The sequence below is a fragment of the Gemmatimonadaceae bacterium genome, from assembly GCA_035533015.1.
In the GTDB taxonomy this organism is placed as follows: Bacteria; Gemmatimonadota; Gemmatimonadetes; order Gemmatimonadales; family Gemmatimonadaceae; genus JAGWRI01.
The window spans coordinates 24,998-49,986 of record DATLUQ010000047.1 but is presented as its reverse complement, the minus strand read 5'-3'; the positions used below and the strand labels follow the sequence as shown (position 1 = coordinate 49,986).

Sequence of the window (24,989 nt, the reverse complement as noted above, 5' to 3'; positions counted from 1 at the left end):
CGCCGGCGCAGTTTTTGCCAGCGCCTTTTCGGCCCTGTGCCCCCCCTGTAGTTTCCAGCCATGTCCAACCCCTCCACGACTCCCGTCATCGTTTCGGCCGCCCGAACCCCTATCGGGAAATTCCTGGGCGGCCTTGCCACGCTCTCCGCGCCCGATCTCGGCGCGGCGGCCATCAGAGGCGCGCTCGAACGCGCCGGCGTCCCGGCTTCCGAAATCCAGGAAGTCATCATGGGCAACGTCATCCAGGGCGGCGTGGGGCAGGCTCCCGCGCGACAGGCCCAGCTCAAGGCGGGGATCCCCGCCGGCGTCTCGGCCCTGACCGTCAACAAGGTGTGCGGCTCGGGGCTCAAGGCCGTCATGCTCGCCGCGCAGGCTATCAAGGCCGGCGACCGCGAAGTCGTGGTGGCCGGGGGCCAGGAATCGATGTCCAACGCCCCGTACTACGTATATGGTATGCGAAACGGCGTGAAGCTCGGCGACCAGACGATGGTCGACGGCATGATCCGCGACGGGCTCTGGTGCGCGGCCTGCGACGTGCACATGGGCGGACACGCGGAGTACACGGCGCGCAAGGCCAAGATCACCCGGCAAATGCAGGACGAGTTCGCCGCGAACTCGCACCGCAAGGCCGTGGCTGCCATGGAAAGCGGCAAGTTCAAGGGCGAGATCGTGCCGGTCGAGGTGCCTGGGCGCAAAGGCCCCACCATCGTCGATACCGACGAGAGCCCGCGCAAGGACACCACCGCCGAGTCGCTGGGTAAGCTGCGCCCCGCCTTCGGCGACAAGACCAGCAAGAGCGAGGAGTTGAGCGTCACGGCGGGGAATGCGTCGAGCCTCAACGACGGCGGCGCCGCGCTGGTCGTGACGTCCGAGGCCTACGCGAATGCGCACGGGCTGACGATCATGGCGCGCATCAATGGCTACGCCACCGGCGCCGTGGAGCCTCAGGAGCTGTTCTTCGCGCCGATCCTCGCGGTGCAGAACCTGATGAAGAAGAGCGGCACGAAGATCGGTGACTACGATCTGATCGAGGCAAACGAGGCGTTCGCCACCCAGGCGCTGGCCGACGGGGCCGGCCTCGGATGGGATTGGAATCGCGTCAACGTCAACGGCGGGGCGATCGCCCTCGGCCACCCGATCGGGGCCAGCGGCGCGCGCGTGCTCACGACGCTACTCTACGCCATGCAGGATCGCGGAGTCCACGCGGGACTCGCCACGCTCTGTCTGGGCGGCGGCGATGCCGTAGCCCTCAGTGTCACCCGGGACTGACGACCATGAAGACCTACGCGCTCGTCGAAGACCGCAGGCTCACCCTGCTCGGTGTCGCTGGATTCGCAGCGGCCCTGGCGGCCGCATCCCAGGTGGCGATTCCGCTGCCGGGTACTCCGGTGCCGATCACCCTCCAGCCCCTGCTCGTGGTCCTGGCGGGGATGATGCTCGGCCCGGTGACCGGCGCGGTGAGCATGCTGGTGTACCTTGCGGCCGGCGCCCTGGGCCTGCCCGTATTCGCGCCCATGGGCGCGCCAGGCATGATGCGCTTCTTCGGCCCCACCGGGGGATACCTGCTGGCGTATCCGGTGGCGGCGTACGTGGCGGGCGCGATGGCGCTCCGCGCGCGGACCTTTGGCGGTCGGGCCTTGGCCGCCGGCGCCGGGGTGCTCGTGCTGTACCTGGGCGGACTCTCACAATTGGCCCTGCTTACGGGCAGCTTGCCCCGGGCCGCGGTGCTCGGCGTGCTGCCGTTCGTGGCGTTCGATGCCGCCAAGTCGCTCGTCGCGGCCGCCGTGACCCGATCGCCCGCGCCCGATCGGGCGGATTGAACCACTCTCCATTCCTCTACGCGCCCAACGGCGCGCTCCGGGCGCCATGGCGCATCGCGATCTTCGTTGCGGTGACGTTCGTGGCGTGGACGTTCGCCGCCGCGCTGGCGGCCCCGTGGTTGTCGACGCTCACCGCGCGCGCCGGCGTGCCGGGCGCCGTGGAGAGCGACGTCGGGGTTGTCGGTCTGTTGTGCGCGCACCTGGTGTGCGTGCGATGGGTAGACCAACGCCCCTGGTCGGCCGTGTGGCTGGGCCGGAACGCGGCGCGCCCCACGGCTTGGCTGGAAGGGTGGGGGCTGGGCGCATCGGCCATCGGGATTCCGTGTCTGGTGCTCGTGGCGGCCGGGGCGCTCCACTTCGCGCCGGCGGCGCCCGGGTCCTGGGTGGGCGCTGCGGTGCGGGTGACCTGGTTCCTGCTGCCCGCTGCGCTGCTGGAGGAGCTGCTCACCCGCGGGTACGTGTTCGCGGTGCTCTGCGAGTCCGTGCGGTGGCCGGTCGCGCTGGGCGTGATGAGCGTGGCGTTCGGCCTGATGCATCTGCCCAACAACGGCGCCACGGTGGAGTCGATCACCATGGTGACGCTGGCCGGCGTGATGCTGGGGGCGGTCATCCTGGCCACGGGCAGCCTGTACGCCGCGTGGATGGCGCATTTCGCGTGGAACTGGGTCATGGCCGTCCCCTTCCACTCGCCGGTGAGCGGATTTCCGCTCGCCACACCAAATTACCAGTTGCTCGACGCGGGACCGCGGTGGCTCACCGGCGGCGCGTGGGGCCCCGAAGGGGGCCTGGCCGCGGCGGTGGGCATGATGGCGGCACTCACGTATCTCTATGCGCGACGCGGGCGTCGCGAGGAGTCATAGTATGACGGATCGGATTGCGGTGCTCGGTGCCGGCCAGATGGGCAATGGTATCGCGCATGTGTTCGCCCAGGCCGGATACCCGGTGGCGATGATCGACATCTCCAAGGCCGCGGCGGCCAAGGGACGCGAGACGATCGCCAAGAACCTCGACCGGCAGATCAAGAAGGGCGCCCTCCAGTCGGCCGACAAGGACGCCATCCTCGCTCGCATCACCGATCACGCCGGGCTGGACGCCGTGGCCGGCGCGTCGCTCGTGATCGAGGCGGTGACCGAGAACCGGGAACTCAAGGCGAAGATCTTCGCCGAACTCGACGCCAAGGCCGACGCCGGCGCCATCCTCGCCACGAACACCAGTTCGATCTCGATCACCGAGATCGCCGGCCGCACCAAGCGCCCCGATGCGGTGATCGGCATGCACTTCATGAATCCCGTGCCGGTGATGCAGCTGGTGGAGATCATCCGTGGCCTGGCCACCAGCGACGCGACCGCTGCCAGGGTGGTGGACCTCACCATCGCCGTCGGCAAGACGCCGGTGCAAGCCGCCGACTACCCCGGGTTCATCGCCAATCGGATCCTGATGCCGATGATCAACGAGGCGGTGTACTGCCTCATGGAAGGCGTCGGCACCGCCGAAGCGATCGACACGGTGATGAAGCTCGGCATGAACCACCCCATGGGGCCACTCACGCTGGCCGACTTCATCGGGCTCGACACCTGCCTGGCTATTCTTGAAGTCTTATACAGCGGTCTCGGCGACCCCAAGTACCGGCCCTGCCCGCTGCTCCGCAAGTACGTCGCCGCCGGCTGGCTGGGGCGCAAGTCCGGCCGCGGCTTCTACCAGTACTGACCGCATGACCTGGGCTCTCACGCCGCTCGACGAGCAGCAGCGGGCGATTCAGAAGGCGGTGCGCGACTTCGCGCTGGCCGAGCTCGCGCCGAACAGCGCGGCCTGGGACCGCGACGCGTACTTCGAGCCCGCGCTCGTGCCCAAAATGGGCGCGTTGGGGCTTCTCGGCATGATGATCCCCGAGGCGTACGACGGCCTGGGGCTCGACACGCTCACCTACCTGCTCGCGCTCGAGGAGATCGCCGCCGTCGACGCGTCGGTGGCGGTGATGATGAGCGTGCACAACTCGATGCCCACGCAGATGCTCCTGCGATGGGGGAACGAGGACCAGAAGCAGCGATACTTGAAACCGATGGCGCGCGGCGAGATGCTGGGCGCCTTCGCGCTTTCGGAGCCCGACGCCGGCTCCGACGCGGCGTCGCTGCGCACCCAGGCCGTGCACGACGGCGACCACTGGGTCCTCAACGGCACCAAGGCATGGGTGTCGAGCGGGACCAGGAGCGACGTGGTCCTGGCCATGGCGCGCACCGATGCGCCGGGCGACCGCCGCGGCGCGCGCGGCATCAGCACCTTCATCGTCACCCCCGACATGCCGGGTTTCAAGGTCGGCAAGAAGGAGGACAAGATGGGGCTGCGCGCCTCGCCAACGGTGCAGCTCGTGTTCGACAACCTGCGCGTGCCAGCGGCCAACCTGCTGGGCGAGGCCGGCAAGGGCTTCATCTACGCCATGCAGTCGCTGGACAACGGGCGCCTGGGCATCGCCGCCCAGTCCGTGGGGATCGCCCGCGCGGCGCTGGCGCACTCGGCGGCCTATGCCGCCGAGCGGCGGCAGTTCGGCAAGCCGATCAAGGAATTCCAGGCCATCCAGTTCAAGCTGGCCGACATGGCGACCCGCGTGTCGGCCGCCCGGGCGCTCCTCCACGCCGCCGCCACGGCCAAGGATCGGGGGGCCCACGTGACACAGTTCAGTTCTATGGCCAAGTTGATGGCCAGCGAGTCCGCCATGTGGGTGACCACCCAGGCGGTGCAGATCTTCGGCGGGTACGGATACGTGAAGGGCTATCCCGTCGAACGGTTGTTCCGCGACGCAAAGGTGACCGAGATCTACGAGGGCACTTCGGAGATCCAGCGCATTGTGATCGCGCGTGAGTTGTACTCCCAGCATGGTTCCACTTCCCTCTGATTTCGAGCCAGCCAATGAAACTCTTCGACACGATCGCCGGCATGGGTCACGAACAGCTCGTGCTCTGCCAGGACGCGGCCTCGGGATACCGCGGCATCATCGCCATTCACAGCACGACCCTCGGGCCCGCCCTCGGCGGCACGCGGTTCTGGAGCTACGCGTCCGACGACGACGCGATTGTCGACGCCCTGCGCCTGGCTCGAGGTATGACGTACAAGAACGCCGTGGCCGGTCTCAATCTGGGGGGCGGCAAGTCCGTGATCATCGGCGACAACAAGACGGCCAGCCGGGAGATGCTGTTCCGCGCCCACGGTCGATTCGTGGAGTCGATGGGCGGGCGCTACATCACCGCCGAGGACGTCGGCACGAGCACCGCCGACATGGACTTCGTGCACATGGAGACCGACTACGTGACGGGCCTCGCCGGCCGGTCGGGCGATCCCAGCCCGGTGACGGCGCACGGCGTGTTCCGTTCCATCCAGGCGGCTGCCAAGGAGAAGTGGGGCTCGGACGACCTGAGCGGCAAGACGGTGTCGGTGCAGGGCTGCGGCCACGTCGGCTATTACGTGTCCAAGGAGTTGCACGAGGCCGGGGCCAAGCTCATCGTCACGGACATCGACGCCGAACGCGTGAAGCGTGTGGTCGGCGAATTCGGCGCGCGGGGGGTGGATCTGAACGACATTTACTCGGCCCAGGCCGACATCTTCGCGCCGTGTGCGCTGGGCGCGGTGATCAACGACAAGACGATCCCCCAGCTCAAGGTCGAGATCGTGGCCGGCGCCGCCAACAACCAGCTGCTCGAGGAAGAGAAGCACGGCACGGCGCTGGAGAAGAAGGGCATTCTCTACGCGCCCGACTACGTGGCCAATGCCGGCGGCGTGATCAACGTGTACAGCGAACTCGCCGGCTGGACCCCGGAACGCGCCTTCCGCAAGGCTGACGAGATCTACGATACCGTGCTCCGGGTGTTCCACATCGCCAAGCACGACAAGGTGCCGACGTACGAGGCCGCCGACCGGTTGGCCGAGATCCGCATCCGGGCCGTGGGCTCGATGATCCGCACGTGGCCCCAATGGCCCAATAAGTAAATAATAATGACCGACGCCAACCGGATCGCCATCGCCGCCGATCACGCCGGCTTCGAGCTGAAGGAGAAGCTCGAAGCCGTGCTCGCCGGCCTCGGCTACGTGGTGGACGACCTGGGTACCGATTCCGCGGCGTCCACGGACTACGCCGATTTCGCGCATCCGCTGGCGGCGCGGGTGTCCGAGGGACGGGTGGCGCGGGGCGTGTTGCTCTGCGGCACCGGCCTGGGCATGAGCTATGTGGCCAATCGCTACCAGGGCGTGCGGGCTGCCGTCAGCTGGTCACCCGAAATCGCCGAACTGGCGCGGCGCCACAACGACGCCAACGTGCTCGTGCTGCCGGCGCGGTTCGTGGACGACGACGCAGCGGTGGCGATCCTCAGAACCTGGCTCGATACCCCGTTCGAGGGCGGCCGCCACCACCGGCGCGTCGTCAAGATCGAACGGGGCTCACCCGAAGGTGGAACCACACCATGAATGACTGGGTCGATTGGGACCGCTGTCCGCCGGGCGGAGCGCTACGCATTGCCGATCCCGACATCGCCGGCCTCATCATGCAGGAGATCGCACGGCAGAACGACGGCCTCGAACTGATCGCCAGCGAGAACTTCGTCTCGCCAGCCGTGCTCGAGGCGATGGGCTCTCCGCTCACCAACAAATACGCCGAAGGGCTGCCCGGCAAGCGCTACTACGGCGGGTGCGAAGTCGTGGACCAGGTGGAACAGCTGGCCATCGACCGCGCCAAGCAGCTGTTCGGCGCCGAGCACGCCAACGTGCAGCCGCACGCCGGCGCCCAGGCCAACATGGCGGTGTTCATGGCCGTCCTCAAGCCCGGCGACACGTTCCTCGGCATGGCGCTCTCCAACGGCGGCCACCTCACCCACGGGTCGCCGGTGAACTTCTCGGGGCTGCTCTACAACGCCGTGTCGTACGGCGTGACCGAGGAGGGCCTGATCGACTACGACGACATGCGCGCCAAGGCCCGCGCGCATAAACCGCGTCTGATCATCGCCGGGTACAGCGCGTACTCGCGGATCGTGGACTTCGCGGCGTTCGCCGACATCGCGCGCGAGGTGGGCGCCCTGTTGATGGTCGACATGGCCCACTTCGCGGGCCTCGTTGCCGCCGGGGTGTACCCGTCGCCGGTGCCGCACGCGGATTTCGTCACCAGCACCACGCACAAGACGCTGCGCGGCCCGCGCGGCGGACTCATCTTGTGCCGGGCCGAGCACGCCAAGGCGGTCGACAAGGCCGTCTTCCCCGGCACGCAGGGCGGACCGCTCGAACATGTGATCGCCGCCAAGGCGGTGGCGTTCAAAGAAGCGCTCGACCCGTCGTTCAAGACCTACTGCCGGCAGGTCGTGCGCAACGCCCAGGCGCTGGCTGCCGCGCTCCTCGCCCGTGGCTTCCAGATCGTGTCGGGCGGCACCGACAACCATCTGATGCTCGTGGACCTGCGCAATCGCGGCGATACGCTCACCGGCAAGGTGGCCGAGTCGGCGCTCAACGCCGCCGGCATCACGGTGAACAAGAACACGGTGCCCCGCGAAACGCAGTCGCCGTTCGTGACCAGCGGCATCCGCATCGGCACCAGTGCCGTCACCACGCGCGGCATGAAGGAACCGGAGATGGTACGCATCGCCGAGCTGATCGACCGCGTGCTGCGCGCGCCCGGCGATGCGGCCACCGCCGACGTCGTGCGCGCCGAGGTGCACGCCCTGGCCGGCGCCTTCCCGCTCTATCCGGCGCCGGACGTCCCCGTGCTGGCATGACCGGATCCACGGAACGCAGCGCGCTACCGAGGCGGTTGGGCTTCTGGAGCGCCGTCGCGGTTCTCGTGGGTTCGACAATCGGGTCGGGCATCTTCCGCTCGCCGGCCGGCATCGCCGACCGGCTTCCCGGCCCGTTGCCATTGGCCGGCGTGTGGGTCACGGGCGGCCTGTTTGCGCTGTGCGGCGCGCTCACGCTGGCCGAAGTCGGATCGGCCTTTCCCGAGACCGGCGGCGTGTACGTGTTCATCCGCGAGGGGTTCGGGCGCATGCCGGCCTTTCTGTTCGGATGGTCCGAGCTGACGGTCATCCGCGCCGCGTCGCTCGGCGCCATCGCCATCACCTTCGCCGAGTACGCCCTGCGCGTGGCAGGGTACAATCCGGCGCTCGCGCCGTACGACGCGTACGCCCACTACCTGGCAGCGGCGGCCATCGCGCTGCTCGGCACGGTGAACATCGTCGGGGTCAGGTGGAGCGCGCTGGTACTCAACGCGACCACGCTGGCCAAGTACGGCGGGTTGCTCTTCATCATCCTGTTCGCGCTCGCCATCGGGCTACCGCACACCGGCGGCTACTATACGCCGGTGGCGCCTGCGGGGAGCTTCACGCTGCCGGCGTTCGGGCTCGCGCTCGTATCGACGCTCTGGGCGTATGACGGTTGGGCCGATCTGAGCTTCGTGGCCGGCGAGGTCCGCGATCCGCAACGCAACGTGCCGCGTGCGCTCATCACGGGCACGCTCGCCGTGATCGGCATCTACCTCCTGGCCAACATCGCGTACCTGGCGGTCATGCCGGTGAGCGAGGTGCGGCAGTCGCCGCTGGTCGCGGCCGACGTGGCCCAGCGCCTGATCGGCCAGCCCGGCGTGGTGTTCGTGGGCGTCACGGTGATGCTCTCCACCTTCGGTACCCTCACCGGCTCGCTGCTCACCGCGCCGCGCATCTTCTTCGCGATGGCCGAGGACGGGCTCTTCTTCCGTCGCGTGGCGGCGGTGCACCACAGGTTCGAGACGCCCTACGTCGCCATCGGACTGAGCAGCCTGCTCGGCATCATCTTCGTATTGCTGCGGAGCTTCGAGCAGCTGGCCGACACGTTCGTCACCGCAATCGTGCCGTTCTACGCGCTGGGCGTGGCCTCGGTGTTCGTCTTGCGGCGGCGCGCCGGCTACCAGCCGCCGTTCCGCGTGCCGGGCTATCCCGTGGTGCCCGCGCTGTTCGTGCTCTCGACGGTCTACCTGCTCGTCAATGCCCTCTGGTCGCCGTCCAGCCGGTGGGCCACGGCCGCCGTGCTCGGTGTGGTCGTGGCGGGTATCCCGGTGTACTACGCCTCCGTCGGTCGGCGGCGAGGGTAGTTCGGAGACAGTGTCAACATATCGGGCCCTGTATCGCACCATGTCAAGAGCGCCGGGGAGTTGTGATTGCGAAGCAAACGCCGCATAATGTCCACGTCGGGCATGGGGCCCGGCACGATCCTGACCGCCTGAGATCCAGTGGCTGAACTGACCTTTCGCGACGGCATCATGGACCGCATCCTGCTCTATGAGCGGCGGTTCGACGAGCGAGCATACCTCTTCGTGCTCGCGGCGCTCGAGTATTGCCAGCAACGGCTGTCGGAGCGACGCCATATCACGGGGCGCGAGTTGTCCTGGGCCTGCCGTGACCTGGCGCTCGATCGGTTCGGCGTGATGGCGCGTCCAGTGCTGGAACACTGGGGCGTGCGCACGAGCAGCGACATCGGCGACGTCGTGTTCACGCTCGTCGACCTCGGCTTCCTGCTCAGCCAGCCCAGTGACACGCGCGACGAATTCGCGGGCGCCTTCGACTTCGATGAGGCGTTCGAACGCGCCTACCCGTGGTGCGGGGCGATTCCCGCATGACCACGGCCACGGTGGAATGGCCCGCCTGCCGCAAGTGCGGCGCCGGTGTGCTGCTGCCGCTCAGCGACTACGGCCGCGACGGCGCCCCGATCATGTACAAGGCCTGGGCCTGCAGCAATCCTGACTGTGGGTTCAACCTGCGCATCGACAACGGCGAATTGAGCTACGGCCGCACCGTCGGTACGTCCCAGAAGTAGGCCCGTGACGCCGCGCGGCGCCGCCGGCCTCCGGCACGCCGTATGACCGATCCCCGCCTTCTCGTTCGTGTAGTCACTGCCGCGCAGGCCGCGGCGCGCGATGCGGCGGCCATCGCGGCGGGCACTCCGTCGGCCGCGCTCATGGACCGCGCCGGCACGGCCACGGCGCACGAGATCCAACGCCGCTTCGGCCCGCTCGTCGGACGGCGCGTGCTCGTATGCTGTGGGCCGGGCAACAACGGGGGCGACGGCTGGGTGGTGGCGCGGGTGCTGGCCGCCGGCGGCATCGAGGTGGATGTCTGCGAGGCGGCGCCCGGCAGATCGCATGACGCGATCGCCGCCCGCGCCCGAGCGCGCACGGAGGGTGGACGCACGCTGCACGAGGTCGCCGTCGACGCGGCGCGCACCGCGGCGTATGACGTGGTGATCGATGCGCTGCTCGGCACGGGTTCGTCGGGTGCGCCGCGCGGCGCGATCGCCGAAGTGGCGGCGATCGTCACCGCGCAACGAGCGCGCGGCGCCAGGGTGGCCGCGGTGGACCTTCCCACCGGTCTCGACGCGACGACCGGCGACGCGACGCACGCCCTCATTGCCGATCTCACGCTCACGTACGGCAGCGTGAAACGCGGACAGCTCGTCTCGCGTGGCGTATGCGGCGACCTCGTGGTGCTCGACATCGGACTCGGGGCGCACGCGGCGCTCGGCGACGACGCGCCGCTGCTCGTGGACGAGCCCTGGGTGGCCGCGCAGGTTCCCGTGATCCACGCCGACGCGCACAAGGGTACGCGGTGCAAGGTGGCCGTGATCGGCGGCGGCGAGGGCATGTCGGGCGCGGTCATCCTGGCGGCGCGCGCGGCCCTCCGCGCAGGCGCCGGCCTCGTGAAGGTGATCGCCGATGCGTCGTCGCTCGACGCGGTGCGGCGCGCCGAGGCCGCCGTGCTCAGCGCCGGCTGGCCCGCGACGGGGGACGATGTGGAACGCGAGATCACCGGCTGGGCCGATGCGGTGGCGGTGGGGCCGGGCCTGGGGCACACACCGCGCTCGCGCGCCCTGGTGCATCGCGTGCTCACGGACTGGCGCGGTCCCGTGGTGCTCGATGCCGACGCGCTCAACGTATTCGCAGGAGCGCTCGATGCGCTGGCCGCGCTGCTCGGCGGCCGGAACGCCGTGCTCACCCCCCACCCGGCGGAGTTCGCCCGTCTCACCGGTACCACGGTACCCGAAGTTCTCGACCACCGCTTCGATATCGGACGCCGCCTCGCCGTGCGGCTGGGCGCCACCGTGCTCCTCAAGGGCACGCCCACGGTGATCTTCGCATCGGATGGCGCCGCGCGCTTCGTGAGCGCCGCGGGCACGCCCGTGCTCGCCACCGGCGGCAGCGGCGACGTGCTCACCGGCATCACCGTGACCTTGCTCGCCCAGATGGGCGCGTCCGCGCCGGCCGCCGCCTGCGCCGCCTGGGTGCACGGCCGCGCCGCCGAACTGGTGCAACTCGGTCCCGCACACGGCGAGGCACCGTTCGACGCCGACCTGGACGAACCGCTCGATGACGGCGACGATCGCTCCGGTGTGCGCGTTGCGGGGGCGCGGGTGCCGCCGCGGCGCGACGCGCGCGGCCTCATTCTCGACGACGTCGTGGCGGCGCTCCCCGACGCCTGGCGGTTGAGCAGTGCCGCACCCCGGCCGCCGGTGCTCGTGGAGTTGCCGGCGGTGGAGCACCGCGCGTGAGCAATCCGGGACACACCGGCATGGGGCCGGGCGCGGAGTTCGACGCCATCCGCCGGCTCCTCGAGCAGTGGGGCCCGCACAGCGCCGGCGCCGGCGACGACGCGGCCGTGCTCGACGTTCCGCCGGGCGAGCATCTCATCGCGAGCGTCGACACCGCGGTCGAGGGGGTGCACTTTCGCCGCGGCTGGCTCACCCCCGCCGAGATCGGCTATCGCGCCGTGACGGCCGCGCTCAGCGATCTCGCCGCCATGGCTGCGCAGCCGTTGGGCGTGCTCACCGCCATCGTGCTCCCCGAGCCGTGGCGCGACAAGCTCTCCGAGATCGCCGAGGGCATCGGCGTCGCCGTATCGAATGCCGAGACGAAGGTTCTGGGTGGTAACCTTTCGGCGGGCGCCGAGTTCAGCATCACGACCACGGTGCTCGGCCACGCGGGCGCCGTGTTGCGCCGCGATGCCGTGCGGCCGGGCGATACGCTCTACCTGACCGGTCGTGTGGGGGCAGTGGGGGCCGCGCTCTCCGCGTTCCTCGCCGGCCGCGCGCCGTCCCCCGAGCAGCGCGAGCGGTTCGCTCGCCCGGTGGCCCGGATTGCCGAGGCACGCTGGATGGCGGCCGCGGGCGCCACGGCGGCCATCGATATTTCCGACGGCCTGGCGGCCGACGCCGGGCATCTCGCCGCCGCGAGCGGCGTGGGCATCGAACTCGAGTTGGGAGCCGTGCCGGTGGGTGCCGGTGTTTCGCCGCGCGACGCACTGGCCAGTGGAGAGGAGTACGAACTGCTGGTGGCCGCGCCCCAGGGGCTCGACTCGACGGCGTTCGCGTCGCTGTTCGGCCTGCCGTTGACGGCCGTGGGCCGCGCTGTGGCCGACCATCCCGGCATCGTGGAGGTGCGGGACGCGGGACGTCGCGTTGCGGCGGGCCGCGGCCACGATCACCTTTCGGTCTGATGCGAACCGTTCTCACGTTGGTCGTCGTCACGCTGGCCACGTGCACGCTGGGTCCGGTGGTGCTGGTGGCGGGCCTGCTGGGGGTGCGCGACAAGCGCGACGGCATCTACCAGCGGTGTATGCATCTCTGGGCGCGCGCGGCCTGTTGGGCGGCCGGCGCGCGGGTGGAGGTGCACGACGATGCGGGTGCGGTCGGGTTGGAAGGGGTCGTGTACATCGTGAACCACGTGAGTTGGTTCGACGTATTCGCGCTTGCTGCCACGCTGCCGCGCTACAGCTTCGTGGCCAAGAGCGAGTTGCGCAGGATTCCGCTGTTCGGACCGGCGGCGGCCGCGGCCGGCATCGTCTTTCTGGAGCGGGACAACCGGAAGCGCGCGTTCGAATCGTACAAGGACGCCGCGGCGAAGGTGCGCGATGGGCGTTCGGTGGTGGTCTACCCCGAGGGCACCCGCGGATACGACTACCCGCTGCGACCGTTCAAGAAGGGGCCGTTCGTGCTGGCCATCGCGTCGGAGGCGCTCATCGTGCCGACGGTCGTGTACGGCGCTCGCGAGGTCATGGGCAAGGGCACCTTCCGCATCCGTCCGGGCGTGATTCACTTACATTTCCTGGAGCCGATCCCCACCGCGGGGCTGCAGTATGCGGACCGCGGCGATGTGATGACGCGCGTCTGGCAGCGCATGGACGACGCGTTGCATACGCGATACGGGGTGCGGCCGTCCGATCGTGCCATCGCCAAAGCCAACGAACGTCCTGTCTGACCGCACTCATCCGACCATGACAAACATTTCGCACATCCACGCGCGCGAGATTCTCGACAGCCGCGGCAATCCCACCGTCGAAGCCGACGTCTTCCTCACCAACGGCATCAAAGGGCGCGCCGCCGTGCCCAGCGGCGCCAGCACCGGTGAAAACGAAGCCGTGGAACTGCGCGACGGCGATGCGGCGCGCTACGGCGGCAAGGGCGTGCTCGATGCCGTGCGCAACGTCGAGGAGACCATCGGCCCCGCGCTCGTCGGCATGGATCCCACGCGGCAACTCGAGATCGACGCGGCGATGCTGGAACTCGACGGCACACCGAACAAGGCCAACCTGGGGGCCAACGCCATTCTCGCCGTGTCGCTGGCCACCGCGCGGGCGGCGGCGCAACTGGTCAACCTGCCGCTCTACCGGTACCTGGGCGGCCCGCTTGCCCGTGTGATGCCCGTGCCGATGATGAACATCCTCAACGGTGGCGCCCACGCGACGAACACGGTGGATTTTCAGGAATTCATGATCGTCCCGGTAGGCGCCGAGACGTTCGGCGAGGCCCTGCGGATGGGGGCCGAGGTGTTCCACGCGCTCAAGAAGGTGCTCGTCAAGCGCAAGCTGTCCACCGGTGTGGGCGACGAGGGCGGCTTCGCTCCCGATCTCAAGAACGACGAGGAAGCGTTACGCGTGGTGATCGAAGCGATCGAAGCGGCCGGCTTCGCGCCGGGCCAGGAGGTCGCGCTCGCGCTCGATCCTGCTGCGAGCGAGTTCTACAAAGACGGCGTGTACACGTTCAAGAAGAGCGGCGGCGCGCGCAAGGACGCCGCGGCTATGGTAGAGCTGTACGCCGGCTGGCTGGAGGAATTCCCCATCATCTCGATCGAGGACGGGCTGGCGGAGGACGACTGGGACGGTTGGCACCAGCTCACCGAGGCGATCGGCGAACGGTGCCAGTTGGTTGGCGACGACATCTTCTGCACCAATCCGGAACTCCTCTCGCAAGGCATCGAGCGCGGCGTGGCCAATTCGATTCTCATCAAAGTGAACCAGATCGGCACGCTCAGCGAGACGCTCGAGACCATCGATCTGGCGCGCGGCGCGGGGTACCTGTCCGTGATCTCGCATCGCTCGGGCGAGACCGAAGACACGTTCATCGCCGATCTGGCCGTGGCGAGCGGCGTGGGACAGATCAAGACCGGATCGGCCAGCCGCACCGATCGCATTGCCAAGTACAACCAGTTGCTGCGCATCGAAGAGGAGTTGGGGGGCGCCGCCGAATTCCCGGGCGGAGCTCTCTACGGGCTGTGAGCGCCAAGCGTCGGCTCCCGCTCGGCGCCAAGCGCGCGATCTGGATCGTGGTGGGCGCCGTCGCGCTCGTGTTCGCGGTGCAGGGCGGAGAGTACAGCACGCTCGATCTCGTGCGGCAGCGCAGCCTGACCGGTACGCTGCGCATCCAGGTCGACTCGCTGCAACGGATCGTCGATTCGCTGGGCCGTTATCGCGACCGCGTGCTGCACGATCCGGCGCTGCAGGAACGCATCGGCCGCGAGGAGTTCGGGTGGGTGCGGGGCGATAAGGAAATCCTCTACCGCTTCGACGCGCCCGATAGCACCTTGCAATGATCGCTGGTCCGTGGGGGAATGCCGGACAGCCGTCACGCGTTTTCCGGGCAGAGAATCGGTGATTGTGCGACACTCCCGCTGCGCGGCGCGTGGTAGGCTTCCCTCGGAACCTCTATTGCCTGCCTGCCAAGGACAGCCGGAGACGCCATGACCACTGCATCGGAGTCGCGCCGCAAGTTCTCGGTCTTGCTGTTGGCCAGCGATGGCTCGCCGGCCATGGACGCGACCATTCACATCGTGCGCCTCATCGCGCAACGGGACGGGGCGCAGATCCGCGTGGTCACGGCCGTCGAGCCGATGCCGTTCGTGACTCCCGAGGGCAACCTGCCCCTGGTGCCCGAGATCGAGACGGCGCGGCACGACGAGTTGAAACGGCACGTACTCGACCAACTGGCCCGCGGCGCTCCCGAATCGGCCTCCTGGTCGGTGGAGCAGATCGACGGGCGCCCCGACGCGACCATCGCCCGGGTGGCGCACGAAGCCAACGCCGATCTGATCGTGCTCGGCCTGGGTGAACACGGCGTGATCGACCGCTGGTTCGGCGGCGAGACCGCGCTGCGCGTGCTGCGCCTGGCCGGCGTTCCCGTGCTCGCCGTGGCGCCGGCGGCCGAGGCGCTTCCCACGCGCGTGGTGGCGGCGATGGATTTCAGCGAGACGAGCGAGCGGGCGTTGGCGGCCGCCATGCCCCTGTTCGGCGACGGGACCAAGCTTGCCCTGGCGCACGTGGTGCCGCGCGACATTTCCATGGGGGTGTGGCCGGCCTGGGACGACGCGTACGAGAACGCGGTGCGGGCCAGCTTCCGGGAGTTGCGCAAGCGTATTACGATTCCCTCATGGGTGGCGGCCGAGGATGTCATCCTCTATGGCGACCCGGCCCGGGAGCTGCTCGCCCAGGCCGAGCGGACGCAGGCCGATCTCATCGTCACCGGCACGCACGGCCACGGCCTCGTGGTCCGTGCCGTCCTGGGCCGCGTGTCGACCAAACTGATCAGGGGTGCGCGCTGCTCGGTGTTCGCAGTGCCGCCGGAGGCGCGTGCGGGCTGACGGATTCAGAATCCGTGCCGTTCTCCTGCCGGCGGCGACTCTGTTCGTCATCGGCATGGGCGTCGTGGCGCGCGCCGGAGCCAACGGGGTAGCGGCCAGTCACTGGGTATGGCTCGGGGGACTCGTCGTGGTGGGCGCTCCCGTGGTCTGGCGCACGGTGCGCGGGGCGTTGTCCGGCCACTTCGCCACCGACGTCGTGGCGATGCTCGCCATCGTGGGCGCCGTGGCAATCGGCCAGCCGCTGGCCGGGTTGGTCATCGTGCTCATGCAGACCGGGGGCGAGGCGCTCGAGCACTACGCCGAAGGGCGCGCGTCTCGCGCCATCCACGAACTCGAGGCCGCCGCCCCGCGCACGGCCCACCGGCTGGACGGCAGCGGCGTGACCGACATCGTGGTGGACGACGTCCAAGTTGGCGATCTGTTGATGGTGCGCGCCGGCGAACTCGTCCCCTGCGACGGCGTCGTGACCGACGGGCACTCGCTGGTCGACGCGTCGCGCCTCACCGGAGAACCGATGCCGGTGAGCGCCGAGCCCGGGGCGGGCCTCATGAGCGGCAGCGTCAACGGCGATGGGGCGCTGACCGTGCGCGCGACGACGCTGGCCAAGGAGAGCCAGTACGCGCGCATCGTGGACCTGGTGCGGCACGCGCAGGCGAGCAAGTCGCCCCTGCAGCGCGTGGCCGACCGTTACGCCGTGTGGTTCACGCCCCTCACGCTCGTCGTGTGCGCCGGGGCGTACTTCGCCACGCACGATTGGGTGCGCGTGTTGGCGGTGCTCGTCGTGGCCACGCCCTGTCCACTCATCCTCGCCACGCCCATCGCGATCATCGGTGGAATCAACGCCGCCGCCCGGCGCATGGTGATCGTGCGCAACGGCGGTGCGCTGGAGCAGTTGAGCCGCGTGGACACCGCGGTGTTCGACAAGACCGGCACGTTGACCGTGGGCATGCCCGAGGTGAATCGCGTGGTGCCCGCGCCCGGCTTCACCGAAGACGAAGTGTTCCGGTTGGCCGCCGCATTGGAGCAGGGTTCGAGCCATCTGCTGGCACGCACCGTCGTGCGCGAGGGCGAGCGGCGGGTGGGCCGGCTGCCCACGCCGCGCCACCTGCGCGAGACGCCGGGTCGCGGGCTCGTGGGAGACGTGGACGGGCGCGAAGTGGCGGTGGGCGCGCGAACCTACATCCTGGAACGGCACGGCGTGTCGCTCGAGTCGGTGGCGGCGCTCGAACACGGGGGAGACGGGCTTCGGGCCTACGTGGCCGTGGACGGGTGCCTGGCGGGCATCGTGGACTATGCCGACCAGCTCCGCCCCGGCATCGCCGCCGTGTTGATCGACCTGGGACGGCTTGGCATTCACCACACCGTGCTGCTCTCGGGGGACCACACGCCCAACGCGCGGCAGGTGGCGCAGGAAGTCGGGATCTCCGAGGTGCACGGCGACCTGCTGCCCGAGGACAAGGTGGCTGTGGTGAACCGGTTGGTGCACGAGGGGGCGCGCGTGGTGATGGTGGGAGACGGCGTCAACGACGCGCCCGCGCTTACCGCGGCCAACGTGGGGATTGCCCTGGCCGGGCACGGCGGGGGCATCACCGCCGAGGCGGCGGACGTCGTGATCCTGGTGGATGAACCGGCGCGCGTCGTCGAGGCCATCCGCATCGGCCAGCGCACGCTGCGCGTGGCGCGCCAGAGTATCTGGGTCGGGTTGGGGCTGAGCGCGGTGGCGATGGTGTTCGCGGCGCGAGGGGACATCGTGCCGACCGTGGGCGCGCTGTTGCAGGAAGCGATCGATGTGGCAGTGATCTTGAACGCGCTCAGAACGAGTTCGTCGGCTGCCGCACGGGCTTGACCGGCAGTTGATCGGGGCTACCTTTCAGGCACTGGCGCGGGGTGGAGCAGCCTGGTAGCTCGTCGGGCTCATAACCCGAAGGTCGCGGGTTCAAATCCCGCCCCCGCTATTTACCGGCCGGTCCGAAAGGGCCGGCCGGTTTCTGTTGAGCAAGGCCGTGATTAGGTTATCGGCCAGCGTAGGACGTGGGGCAGGGTAGCTCAGGTGGTTAGAGCACGGCACTCATAATGCCGGGGTCGTGGGTTCGAGTCCCACCCCTGCTACTTTTGTAAGTTATTGTTGGTTAATGCTTTACGATCAAGCGTTTTGGCGCGAGTCGTCGGTTTATGCCCCCGGCGGGCCTCTGTTGGCGAGTGTGCTTGCCCCTCTGTGGCAAGACGCGTCGGGCATAAAAAAGGGCATAGACTATCTGGAGAATATCTGGCATCAGTTCTCCGGTTTTGTTGTGGCCCATAGGCCCGTCGAGCGTGCTCACGGAGTTCCGGGAGACCACGCATTGCGCTCTATCTGCCCCGGTTGCTGTCAAGGGCGCGAATTGGCCCGCGGGCCTTCCCCGGCGGGGCACCTGTTCCGGGACCCTGGTCCAAGCAGGCGGCTCACGGCTCGTGGCGCGCGCCGACGCGTCATCGAACGTTCGTTCCGCCGTACAGGATCCAAGGTGGGGCCCGATGATCATGCGGCCCAGTCCGGTCATTGAGGCAGCGGCGTGAGCACCCGAAGGACGGGCCGCCCGCCCAGGTTCTGCAGCGGGAGATACACGAGGTGCGTTCGCGGATCCACGGCCACGGTGTGGGCATGCGGGGCACGTAGATCGCCGAGCGGCCGGACCACCGCCCCGTCCGCCTCGAACGCGCTCACGACGCCGGATTCCGACGCGACGTAGAGTCGGCGCCATCCCGGATCCCAGGCCAGCACGTCGGGATCGTCTCCCACCCGGTGCGTGGACAGCACCCGCATGGTGCGCAGGTCCACCACCTGCAGCACGCCACTCCCCTCACTCGACACAAACGCCAGGCGCCCCGCCTCGTCGAGCGTGAAGCCGTGAGGCCCGTCCGATCCAGGTAGGTCGTACCGCTGGACGACGCGCTCGCGCACGGGGTCGATGGCCACGAGTTGGTTCTTCGTCTGGACCGCCGCCAACACGCAGTGCGACACCGAGTCGTAGTGGGTGTTGCCGGCCTCGCCCCCCAGCGCGATGGTGGCGCGCTTGGTGTTCGTGGCTGCATCGATCACGACGTCCGCCCCGCCCGATTCGTCCGACACGAATACCTTGTGCACCAACGGCGCATACGCGATCCCATCCGGGAATCGGATGGGGCCGACGCGCCCCTTGATGGCGAGCGTGCGGTCATCGATTACCGCGACTTGGTGGCCGCCCGGTGCCGAGACGTAAACGGAATGAACGGCGGGAACGGCCAATACTCCGGTGACTCGTGCGACGCCGTCAACCTCGCCGACCACACGCGACGAATTGAGATCGAACACGACCAACTGCCCAGCGTCCATATGACTGATGTACAGCCGGCCAGCCGCCGGATCGATGCTCTGGTAGTCGAAGCGGTTCGCGGGCCCGGGAAGCGGGATGTCCGCGACGAGCCGCAGGGGCCCTCGCGGGGCGCGGGGTGATGCCAGGGCGACGGCGTGCCACCCGGCTGGCGTCATCGATGTTGCGGTGGCGAAGCAAGACGTCCCCTGGGCCGCGAGCGGCACGGCGCCGATCAGCGTGGCGCCGGCTAACAACACTCCGAACGTGGTACGCATCGTTGGTCTTAGGCTGGAGAGAGATTGCGCGATGCGGGTTTCCCGCATGCAGGATCTCGCGTCAGGCGGCCATGTGGGTAATGCCGTATTGGCGATGAGCCCCCGTGCCCGTACTGCTAGGGCAGAGCGAATGGTGCCGTGGTTGTGGATCAAGCCTTCAGGCGTGCGCACGTGCCGCTCCGTCCTGCCATATCAAGATCTGAACCAATCGACTAGCGGCACCCGCGCCGACAGCGCCGAGAAATCGCCGTGGTCGCGGATGGCGATCGCCGCATCGGCCATCGCTCGTGCGGCAACCCACGCCAGGGCGCCACCGACGCTCACGCGTTTGGCCCCCGCCTCCACGAGCTGGTCGAACGAGAAATCTGGCCTCGCCAGCACGTTCACCGGCTTGGACAGCGCGGCGCAGACGGTCCGGATCTGTTCCAGCGTGGTCAGTCCTGGCGCATAGAGGACGTCGGCGCCGGCCTGTTCGAACGCATGCAGCCGAGTGATCGTGTCGTCGAGATCAGGATTACCGCGAATGTGGTTCTCGGTGCGCGCAGTCAGCGTGAACGAAAAGGGGAGCGCGCGCGCTGCCTCGACGGCGGCCGTGACTCGTTCTACTGCATGCAAGCGATCGTAGAGTCGATGCTGCGCGCTGTCCCAGTCTTCGATGGAACCGCCGACCGCACCGGCCGAAGCAATGTGCGTGACGGCGCGCGCCGCACTCGCCGGCTCGGCGCCGTAGCCGTTCTCGAGGTCCGCAGAAACCGGCAGCGCGGTGATGCGGCTCAACATTTCGACGTGTGCGGCAACATCGTCGAGCGTTGTCCGGCCATCGAGCCGGCCCAGGGTGAACGCGAAGCCCGAGCTGGTCGTGGCCAGGGCGCGGAATCCCAGCGCTTCGAAGACGCGCGCCGAACCCGCGTCCCACGGGTTCGGCATCACGAACGGTGGCCCCGCGTGCAACGTGCGAAATGCCTCTGCTCTACGATCCTGCATCGTCATCAGGCACCTCGACTCCATAAAGAAGCATCTTCTGTCCGGTTACAAATTCCCACCGACGGTTTCCGGGCCGACGGCCGCGATGCGGAGGATTCGCTGGACCGCGGTTATAATCTTGGACAGGCGGGGCTACACACTGAACCTACCAAGTTCTCCATCGCGCACCATAACCGCAAATCCCGCGACACCCTACCATGTCCCTTCTCCATGTCATCGTCCTCTCAATCGTCCAAGGGATGGCGGAGCTTCTCCCGGTCTCGAGTTCGGCGCACGTGATCGTGGTTGCAAAGCTGCTGCATGAGAACATGTCGACGCCGGCCAACTCGCTCCTGCTCGTGTTGCTGCACACCGGCACCATGTTCGCCGTAATCGCCTACTTCTGGCGGCGCTGGATGACGGAGTTCTTCTCATCGTGGTCGCGGTTCTATCCGTTCGCCAGGCTCATTGCAATCGCCTCCACATGCTCGGCCGTGGTATTCCTGCCGGTCCAGGCCGGTGTAAAGCGCATCCTCGGCGGCGGCGGGCAAGCGGTGGACATCGAATCGTTGTTCAATCGGCTTGACTGGATTGCGCCGGCGCTGGCCGCCGTCGGCCTGCTGATTCTCGTTGCTGGTGTGCGTGAGTTACGAAGGTCGTCCGCCGCCGAGGCTGCTGGGCCGCCCGGCCTTCGGTGGGCCGACGCGGTCGTGATGGGAGCTCTTCAGGGGTTGGCCATCCCATTCCGCGGGTTCTCGCGGTCAGGGGCCACGATCTCGGGTGGCATGCTCACCGATCGGCCGCGCACGGAAGTCGAGTCGTTCAGCTTCGCCATGGTCGTAGTGATAACGCCGTTCGCCATCCTCTGGGAATTGCGCCGGGCGATTCGGTCAGCGCATGCCGCCGGTGGACTCCATTGGGGTGTGTTGATTGGCCCAGGCTTGGTGGGCATGGGTTTCTCCTTCCTGGCCGGCCTGCTCGCGCTCCGATGGCTGTCACGCTGGCTCGAGCAGGGGCGCTGGTACCGATTCGGCATCTATTGCCTTGCGTTTGCCGCGTTCGTTGGCTGGCTATCTTCCCGCGGGTGGTGAGGGCGTGGCGGGTCCGGGTGCATCTCGGCAAGGTCAATGGGTCGGATACCACGGACAACCGTAACTGTGGGTGACGCGCGCCGCGCACCGGGCCGGCACTTCAGTCCGTGGTGTCGGTGTTGGTCATCGTGTGGTACTCATGCGCGATCAAGGCGATGACGGCGATATCGACGATGGTGACCAACCAGCGAAACACTGGTGGGCCCACCGCGATCTGATACAACTGATACACGGCGAAGCCACTGAAAATGACGACGGCCGTCAGGTACGCCCACAGATGACGCCGCACGACCGCGCCCACCAAACCCAACTTGACCGCCCCGTGGGCCATGAGCAGGATGCCCGCGAATATGCGAACGCGCACGACCCCGTGGCTGGCATGTAGAAACAGGTTGGCCAGGAGGTCCTTGGGATCTTCGCGTAGCTCCCCTCGAATGAAGAACTGGACGATCGCGTTGATTGAACGAGGGGAGAGCGCGAGCCAGGGCGAGCCCCTCGTCCCCGCGCCGAGCGGTGGCGACGTCGAAGCCGGCCTCGGAGAACCCCTGGCGGAGCGCGGTCGCCGTCTTCTCTTCGTCCTCGATCAGGAGCAGGCGCATGATCCAAGCATAGCGCGGATCGGCCTTCCGACGCGAGGAGCGGCTCCCCCGACGCGCGCGACGTCGAGATCGGTGGTACCGATGAGCGCTTCGTAGAAAACCAACACGCTGAAGAACACCGTCGTTATGGATAGGGGCGGCGTGCGATTTGTGCTCCGAATCTTTCCGGGTTACGGACCGCCAGTGATCGCGGCTTACGCGCACCCGTCATCGTCGCACGCCTTCCCGCGGAGGCCTTCCACACCCTCCTTCGCGATGATCGGTACCATGACGATCGCCGCCGCGGGATCGGCCCACCACCATCCCGCGGCCGCGTTCAGCGCGACGCCGGCGAGCGCGATGACGGAGAGATACGCGCAGAGCGAAGTCTGCGCCGCCTCGCTCTCCAGCGCTCGGCTGCCCAGCCCGCGGGCCACGCGTCGCTTGGCCCGGGCAAGCAGCGGCATTACCACCACCGACAGCGCCAGGACGACGACGCCCAGCGGGCTGGGCGCCGGAGTTTCGCGAAGCACGAGCGACTTCATGCTGTCGAACGTGACATAGGCGGCGAGCGCCAGAAAACACGCGCCCACGAGGCGGCGCGCTGTCACCTCCACGCGCTGCCGATGCCGCACCTCGCTGTCCACCCGCAGCCGCCACTGCGCCGCGAGGCTGGCCGACACTTCGATCACGCTATCGAAGCCGAAGCCGACCAGCGCGACGCTGCCCGCCAGGATCCCGGCGGCCAGCGCCGCCGCGGCCTCGAGGGCGTTGTACCCGATCGTGAGGTAATTGAGCCGAAGTCCGCGCCGAATCAACGAGGCGCGCGCCGCGGTGTCGGGTGCGCTGGTCACTGAATCGTCCATGTGGTGCAATCTATACCACCGGGATGGGGAGTCCGCGGCGAGCAGTCGCGGATGCCAGTGGCCTCGGCCTCCGATTCCTGGTCCAGATTGCCTCCGACACTGGATCGATCGCGACGAGCTGGTTCCGGGTCTGGACGGTCACGAGGATGCAGTGCGACACCGAATCGTAGTGCGCATTGCCCGCTTCACCACCCAACGCAATCGTCGAGCGTTTGGCCTCGGTTCGCGGGTCGATGACGACGTCGGCGGCACCCGACTCGTCGGAGACGAACACCTTGTCGGCCTCCGGAGCAACAACGGTGCCGTCGGGAAAGCGAATGCCCCCCCCACGCGGGCGGTGACCTTCAGTGTTCGGTCATCGATGATCGCCACTTCGTGCGAGCCCGCAGCGGACACGTACACCGCGTGGTGCGCGGGCACGGCGAGCACGCCGGTGGCGCGCGGCAAATCACCGATCTGCGCCACGACGCGCCCGTTGTCGGTGTCGAACACCAGCGTGACGCCCGCATCCATGTGATTTATATAGATGCGGTGCGTGGCCGGATCGTAGCTCTGATAATCGAAGCGGTTCGCGGGGCCGGGGATGGGAATGTCCTCGACGACGGTGAGCGCCCGGCGAGGAATCGGCGCGGCGGCGCGCGGTGCCGGGGCCCACGCCGCTGGCGTGAGCGAGGTGGAGGTAGCGGCGCACGACGGTGCGGGCGTCTTTGCCGGCTGGTCCGCGCCACCAAAGTTGACGCCGGCGATCAACGCGGCCGCTGGGGCCAGCATTCGTCTCATGGGCTTCTCGTGGTCGTGAAATCGCGAACGGGGTTCACATCCCCCCGTGGTGGCCGTGCTCCGGCGCAGGCTCGTGCAGTGCGGCACCCGGCGGCGCCTTCATCATCCGCAGCATGGCCGGTCCACCGGTTGTCAGGAAGCGCTGCATGAGCGCGGCGGCGATTACAAGAAACACCAGGTTGAGCACCGTGGTGTAGTTGAACGTGATCGGCATCGCGGCCGCGTGCGCGCCGCCGGGAGCCGGTATCAGCCCGAGCGCCTGAAAGAGAAACTCCACCAGCAGCGCGGCGCCCGCCATCGCGACATAGAAAGTGCCGAAGATGAACCACATCACGCGCCGGCCGTAGTACCGGCGGTAGATATCGAGAATCGGCAGGATGATCAGATCGGCGAACACGAAGGCGATCACGCCGCCGAAGCTGATGCCGCCGTTCCAGAGCACCGCCGCGAGCGGAATGTTGCCCACCGAGCACACGAAGGTGAGGACCGCGATCAGGGGGCCGATGGCGGGCCCCCAGAATCTCGCCAGGACCGGGTGGGACACGAAAAAGATCTGCGCCCACCAGGTGCGCGGGACCCAGGCGGCGAGGGCACCGGCGATCACGAGGCCGCCGGCCACATCAAGCCACACGGACGCCCAGTCCATGACGAAATAGTGGGCGATGGCCGTTCGGCCGCCCGGCGACCAGAGGCGACCTAGCAGGCCGCGGCCGGTCGGGACGGCCATGTGCATTGCGGCGTGTCCTTCCATCCGTCCGGCGATGCCGCGGTCGGCCTGGGTTCTCGCCTCGGCCACCATCTGCGGGCTCAGGAACCACCGGTAGAGCACGGCGAGGATGGTCACCATCGCGGCGGCCCCCACCACCTCGGCCAAGGCGAACTGCCAGCCCAGAAAGACGATCATGACGATCGTCAACTCGAGCACGAGGTTCGTCGAGGCGACCTGGAACGTCATCGCGGCGGTGAAGTCAGCACCTTTCCGGAAGATCGACCGGGCGATGGCCACGGCGGCGTACGAGCAGGACGACGAGGCGGCGCCGAGCCCGCATGCGCGGAGGAGGGTCTTCGGGCGGTGGTCGCCCAACATCCGCACGATCGCTTCCTTCGACACGACGGCCTGGATGGCGGCGGAGATCCCGAAGCCAAGAATCAACGGCCACAGGATCTGCCAGAACATCGCGAACGACGTCCAGAGGGCGTGTGCGACCGCGGCAATGAGTCTCATGAGTCAGCCCCCGCACCTAGTGTTTCGGCCCTGCGCTGCCAGATCCTCTCGCGTCGCGCTCGCCGTACGACAGCAGTATACGGCCGGAACGGGATCGGGCCAGCCTCCCGATCCACGCTTGCCGAGGGGGGACGCTTGACACGCCGGGCCAGCCGA

The 24,989-nt window shown here is 68.4% G+C and carries 24 protein-coding genes, 2 tRNA genes and 1 pseudogene; 21 read left to right on the top strand and 6 right to left on the bottom strand.

All coding sequences use genetic code 11. From position 1 onward, the window contains the following. Window positions 1–60 precede the first annotated feature (60 nt). From VNF92_09365 to VNF92_09270, 20 genes are all read left to right on the top strand, one after another. A complete protein-coding gene (locus VNF92_09365; GenBank protein ID HVA58085.1) occupies window positions 61–1,269 on the top strand; it encodes an acetyl-CoA C-acetyltransferase in 1,209 nt (402 codons plus the stop codon). Window positions 1,270–1,274: 5 nt separating this feature from the next. Further along, the gene (locus VNF92_09360; GenBank protein ID HVA58084.1) at window positions 1,275–1,820 is read left to right on the top strand and encodes a biotin transporter BioY; all 546 of its coding nucleotides are present in this window, start codon (window positions 1,275–1,277) and stop codon (window positions 1,818–1,820) included. Then, complete coding sequence (locus tag VNF92_09355) at window positions 1,817–2,680, top strand: CPBP family intramembrane glutamic endopeptidase (GenBank protein ID HVA58083.1); 864 nt, start codon at window positions 1,817–1,819, stop codon at window positions 2,678–2,680. Before VNF92_09360 ends, VNF92_09355 begins: the two co-directional genes overlap by 4 nt. A gap of 1 nt (window position 2,681) precedes the next feature. Then, window positions 2,682–3,527: a 3-hydroxybutyryl-CoA dehydrogenase gene (locus tag VNF92_09350; protein HVA58082.1), complete on the top strand. Its 846-nt coding sequence runs from the start codon at window positions 2,682–2,684 to the stop codon at window positions 3,525–3,527. A gap of 4 nt (window positions 3,528–3,531) precedes the next feature. After that, entirely contained in the window at window positions 3,532–4,710 is a 1,179-nt protein-coding gene (locus VNF92_09345; protein ID HVA58081.1) for an acyl-CoA dehydrogenase family protein, read from the top strand. A 14-nt stretch (window positions 4,711–4,724) separates the two neighbouring features. After that, window positions 4,725–5,798, top strand: a complete 1,074-nt coding sequence (locus VNF92_09340; GenBank protein ID HVA58080.1) for a Glu/Leu/Phe/Val dehydrogenase — start codon at window positions 4,725–4,727, stop codon at window positions 5,796–5,798. A 6-nt stretch (window positions 5,799–5,804) separates the two neighbouring features. Then, window positions 5,805–6,272, top strand: a complete 468-nt coding sequence (gene rpiB / locus VNF92_09335; protein ID HVA58079.1) for a ribose 5-phosphate isomerase B — start codon at window positions 5,805–5,807, stop codon at window positions 6,270–6,272. Then, window positions 6,269–7,567, top strand: coding sequence for a serine hydroxymethyltransferase (glyA, locus tag VNF92_09330; protein HVA58078.1), 1,299 nt, complete (start codon window positions 6,269–6,271; stop codon window positions 7,565–7,567). The genes rpiB and glyA overlap by 4 nt, the downstream gene beginning before the upstream one ends. Further along, the gene (locus VNF92_09325) at window positions 7,564–8,913 is read left to right on the top strand and encodes an amino acid permease (protein ID HVA58077.1); all 1,350 of its coding nucleotides are present in this window, start codon (window positions 7,564–7,566) and stop codon (window positions 8,911–8,913) included. The genes glyA and VNF92_09325 overlap by 4 nt, the downstream gene beginning before the upstream one ends. Before the next feature lie 138 nt (window positions 8,914–9,051). Next, window positions 9,052–9,438: a Minf_1886 family protein gene (locus VNF92_09320; GenBank protein HVA58076.1), complete on the top strand. Its 387-nt coding sequence runs from the start codon at window positions 9,052–9,054 to the stop codon at window positions 9,436–9,438. Further along, window positions 9,435–9,635, top strand: coding sequence for a hypothetical protein (locus tag VNF92_09315; GenBank protein ID HVA58075.1), 201 nt, complete (start codon window positions 9,435–9,437; stop codon window positions 9,633–9,635). The genes VNF92_09320 and VNF92_09315 overlap by 4 nt, the downstream gene beginning before the upstream one ends. 42 nt (window positions 9,636–9,677) lie before the next feature. Continuing rightward, the gene (locus VNF92_09310; GenBank protein ID HVA58074.1) at window positions 9,678–11,363 is read left to right on the top strand and encodes an NAD(P)H-hydrate dehydratase; all 1,686 of its coding nucleotides are present in this window, start codon (window positions 9,678–9,680) and stop codon (window positions 11,361–11,363) included. Beyond that, window positions 11,360–12,307, top strand: a complete 948-nt coding sequence (gene thiL / locus VNF92_09305) for a thiamine-phosphate kinase (GenBank protein HVA58073.1) — start codon at window positions 11,360–11,362, stop codon at window positions 12,305–12,307. Before VNF92_09310 ends, thiL begins: the two co-directional genes overlap by 4 nt. Then, complete coding sequence (locus VNF92_09300) at window positions 12,307–13,068, top strand: lysophospholipid acyltransferase family protein (protein ID HVA58072.1); 762 nt, start codon at window positions 12,307–12,309, stop codon at window positions 13,066–13,068. Before thiL ends, VNF92_09300 begins: the two co-directional genes overlap by 1 nt. Window positions 13,069–13,084: 16 nt before the next feature. Further along, window positions 13,085–14,365: a phosphopyruvate hydratase gene (eno, locus tag VNF92_09295; protein HVA58071.1), complete on the top strand. Its 1,281-nt coding sequence runs from the start codon at window positions 13,085–13,087 to the stop codon at window positions 14,363–14,365. Next, entirely contained in the window at window positions 14,362–14,679 is a 318-nt protein-coding gene (locus VNF92_09290) for a hypothetical protein (protein HVA58070.1), read from the top strand. Before eno ends, VNF92_09290 begins: the two co-directional genes overlap by 4 nt. A gap of 147 nt (window positions 14,680–14,826) precedes the next feature. Then, on the top strand, window positions 14,827–15,723 hold the full coding sequence (locus tag VNF92_09285) for a universal stress protein (GenBank protein HVA58069.1): 897 nt from the start codon (window positions 14,827–14,829) through the stop codon (window positions 15,721–15,723). Then, the gene (locus VNF92_09280) at window positions 15,713–17,569 is read left to right on the top strand and encodes a heavy metal translocating P-type ATPase (GenBank protein ID HVA58068.1); all 1,857 of its coding nucleotides are present in this window, start codon (window positions 15,713–15,715) and stop codon (window positions 17,567–17,569) included. The genes VNF92_09285 and VNF92_09280 overlap by 11 nt, the downstream gene beginning before the upstream one ends. Before the next feature lie 35 nt (window positions 17,570–17,604). After that, window positions 17,605–17,678 (top strand) — tRNA-Met (locus VNF92_09275). Between the two features lie 80 nt (window positions 17,679–17,758). Further along, window positions 17,759–17,832: transfer RNA gene (locus tag VNF92_09270), tRNA-Met, on the top strand. Window positions 17,833–18,259: 427 nt separating this feature from the next. Here the strand turns inward: VNF92_09270 and VNF92_09265 are convergent. Both VNF92_09265 and VNF92_09260 read right to left on the bottom strand, forming a co-directional pair. Beyond that, a complete protein-coding gene (locus VNF92_09265) occupies window positions 18,260–19,330 on the bottom strand; it encodes a hypothetical protein (protein HVA58067.1) in 1,071 nt (356 codons plus the stop codon). A gap of 192 nt (window positions 19,331–19,522) precedes the next feature. Continuing rightward, on the bottom strand, window positions 19,523–20,314 hold the full coding sequence (locus VNF92_09260) for an isocitrate lyase/phosphoenolpyruvate mutase family protein (GenBank protein ID HVA58066.1): 792 nt from the start codon (window positions 20,312–20,314) through the stop codon (window positions 19,523–19,525). Between the two features lie 197 nt (window positions 20,315–20,511). Between VNF92_09260 and VNF92_09255 the strand changes: the two genes are divergently transcribed. Further along, entirely contained in the window at window positions 20,512–21,384 is an 873-nt protein-coding gene (locus VNF92_09255; protein ID HVA58065.1) for an undecaprenyl-diphosphate phosphatase, read from the top strand. A gap of 100 nt (window positions 21,385–21,484) precedes the next feature. On the opposite strand, the pseudogene VNF92_09250 reads toward VNF92_09255, so the two are convergent. The 4 genes and pseudogenes from VNF92_09250 to VNF92_09235 all read right to left on the bottom strand — a co-directional run bounded on the left by VNF92_09250 (window position 21,485) and on the right by VNF92_09235 (window position 24,833). Beyond that, window positions 21,485–21,853 (bottom strand): annotated as a pseudogene (locus VNF92_09250) (DUF2127 domain-containing protein). Between the two features lie 324 nt (window positions 21,854–22,177). Continuing rightward, on the bottom strand, window positions 22,178–22,816 hold the full coding sequence (locus VNF92_09245; GenBank protein ID HVA58064.1) for a cation transporter: 639 nt from the start codon (window positions 22,814–22,816) through the stop codon (window positions 22,178–22,180). Window positions 22,817–22,966: 150 nt separating this feature from the next. After that, a complete protein-coding gene (locus tag VNF92_09240; GenBank protein HVA58063.1) occupies window positions 22,967–23,608 on the bottom strand; it encodes a hypothetical protein in 642 nt (213 codons plus the stop codon). Window positions 23,609–23,642: 34 nt separating this feature from the next. Continuing rightward, window positions 23,643–24,833, bottom strand: a complete 1,191-nt coding sequence (locus VNF92_09235) for a permease (GenBank protein ID HVA58062.1) — start codon at window positions 24,831–24,833, stop codon at window positions 23,643–23,645. Between the last annotated feature and the right edge of the window lie 156 nt (window positions 24,834–24,989).

What these genes read in the sequence shown, in the direction of transcription:
- VNF92_09365 (HVA58085.1), top strand. Translation starts at nt 61, where the DNA reads ATGTCCAACCCCTCCACGACTCCCGTCATCGTTTCGGCCGCCCGAACC.
- VNF92_09360 (HVA58084.1), top strand. Translation starts at nt 1,275, where the DNA reads ATGAAGACCTACGCGCTCGTCGAAGACCGCAGGCTCACCCTGCTCGGT.
- VNF92_09350 (HVA58082.1), top strand. Translation starts at nt 2,682, where the DNA reads ATGACGGATCGGATTGCGGTGCTCGGTGCCGGCCAGATGGGCAATGGT.
- VNF92_09345 (HVA58081.1), top strand. Translation starts at nt 3,532, where the DNA reads ATGACCTGGGCTCTCACGCCGCTCGACGAGCAGCAGCGGGCGATTCAG.
- VNF92_09340 (HVA58080.1), top strand. Translation starts at nt 4,725, where the DNA reads ATGAAACTCTTCGACACGATCGCCGGCATGGGTCACGAACAGCTCGTG.
- rpiB (HVA58079.1), top strand. Translation starts at nt 5,805, where the DNA reads ATGACCGACGCCAACCGGATCGCCATCGCCGCCGATCACGCCGGCTTC.
- glyA (HVA58078.1), top strand. Translation starts at nt 6,269, where the DNA reads ATGAATGACTGGGTCGATTGGGACCGCTGTCCGCCGGGCGGAGCGCTA.
- VNF92_09325 (HVA58077.1), top strand. Translation starts at nt 7,564, where the DNA reads ATGACCGGATCCACGGAACGCAGCGCGCTACCGAGGCGGTTGGGCTTC.
- VNF92_09315 (HVA58075.1), top strand. Translation starts at nt 9,435, where the DNA reads ATGACCACGGCCACGGTGGAATGGCCCGCCTGCCGCAAGTGCGGCGCC.
- VNF92_09310 (HVA58074.1), top strand. Translation starts at nt 9,678, where the DNA reads ATGACCGATCCCCGCCTTCTCGTTCGTGTAGTCACTGCCGCGCAGGCC.
- VNF92_09300 (HVA58072.1), top strand. Translation starts at nt 12,307, where the DNA reads ATGCGAACCGTTCTCACGTTGGTCGTCGTCACGCTGGCCACGTGCACG.
- eno (HVA58071.1), top strand. Translation starts at nt 13,085, where the DNA reads ATGACAAACATTTCGCACATCCACGCGCGCGAGATTCTCGACAGCCGC.
- VNF92_09285 (HVA58069.1), top strand. Translation starts at nt 14,827, where the DNA reads ATGACCACTGCATCGGAGTCGCGCCGCAAGTTCTCGGTCTTGCTGTTG.
- VNF92_09265 (HVA58067.1), bottom strand. Translation starts at nt 19,330, where the DNA reads ATGCGTACCACGTTCGGAGTGTTGTTAGCCGGCGCCACGCTGATCGGC.
- VNF92_09260 (HVA58066.1), bottom strand. Translation starts at nt 20,314, where the DNA reads ATGCAGGATCGTAGAGCAGAGGCATTTCGCACGTTGCACGCGGGGCCA.
- VNF92_09255 (HVA58065.1), top strand. Translation starts at nt 20,512, where the DNA reads ATGTCCCTTCTCCATGTCATCGTCCTCTCAATCGTCCAAGGGATGGCG.
- VNF92_09240 (HVA58063.1), bottom strand. Translation starts at nt 23,608, where the DNA reads ATGAGACGAATGCTGGCCCCAGCGGCCGCGTTGATCGCCGGCGTCAAC.
- VNF92_09235 (HVA58062.1), bottom strand. Translation starts at nt 24,833, where the DNA reads ATGAGACTCATTGCCGCGGTCGCACACGCCCTCTGGACGTCGTTCGCG.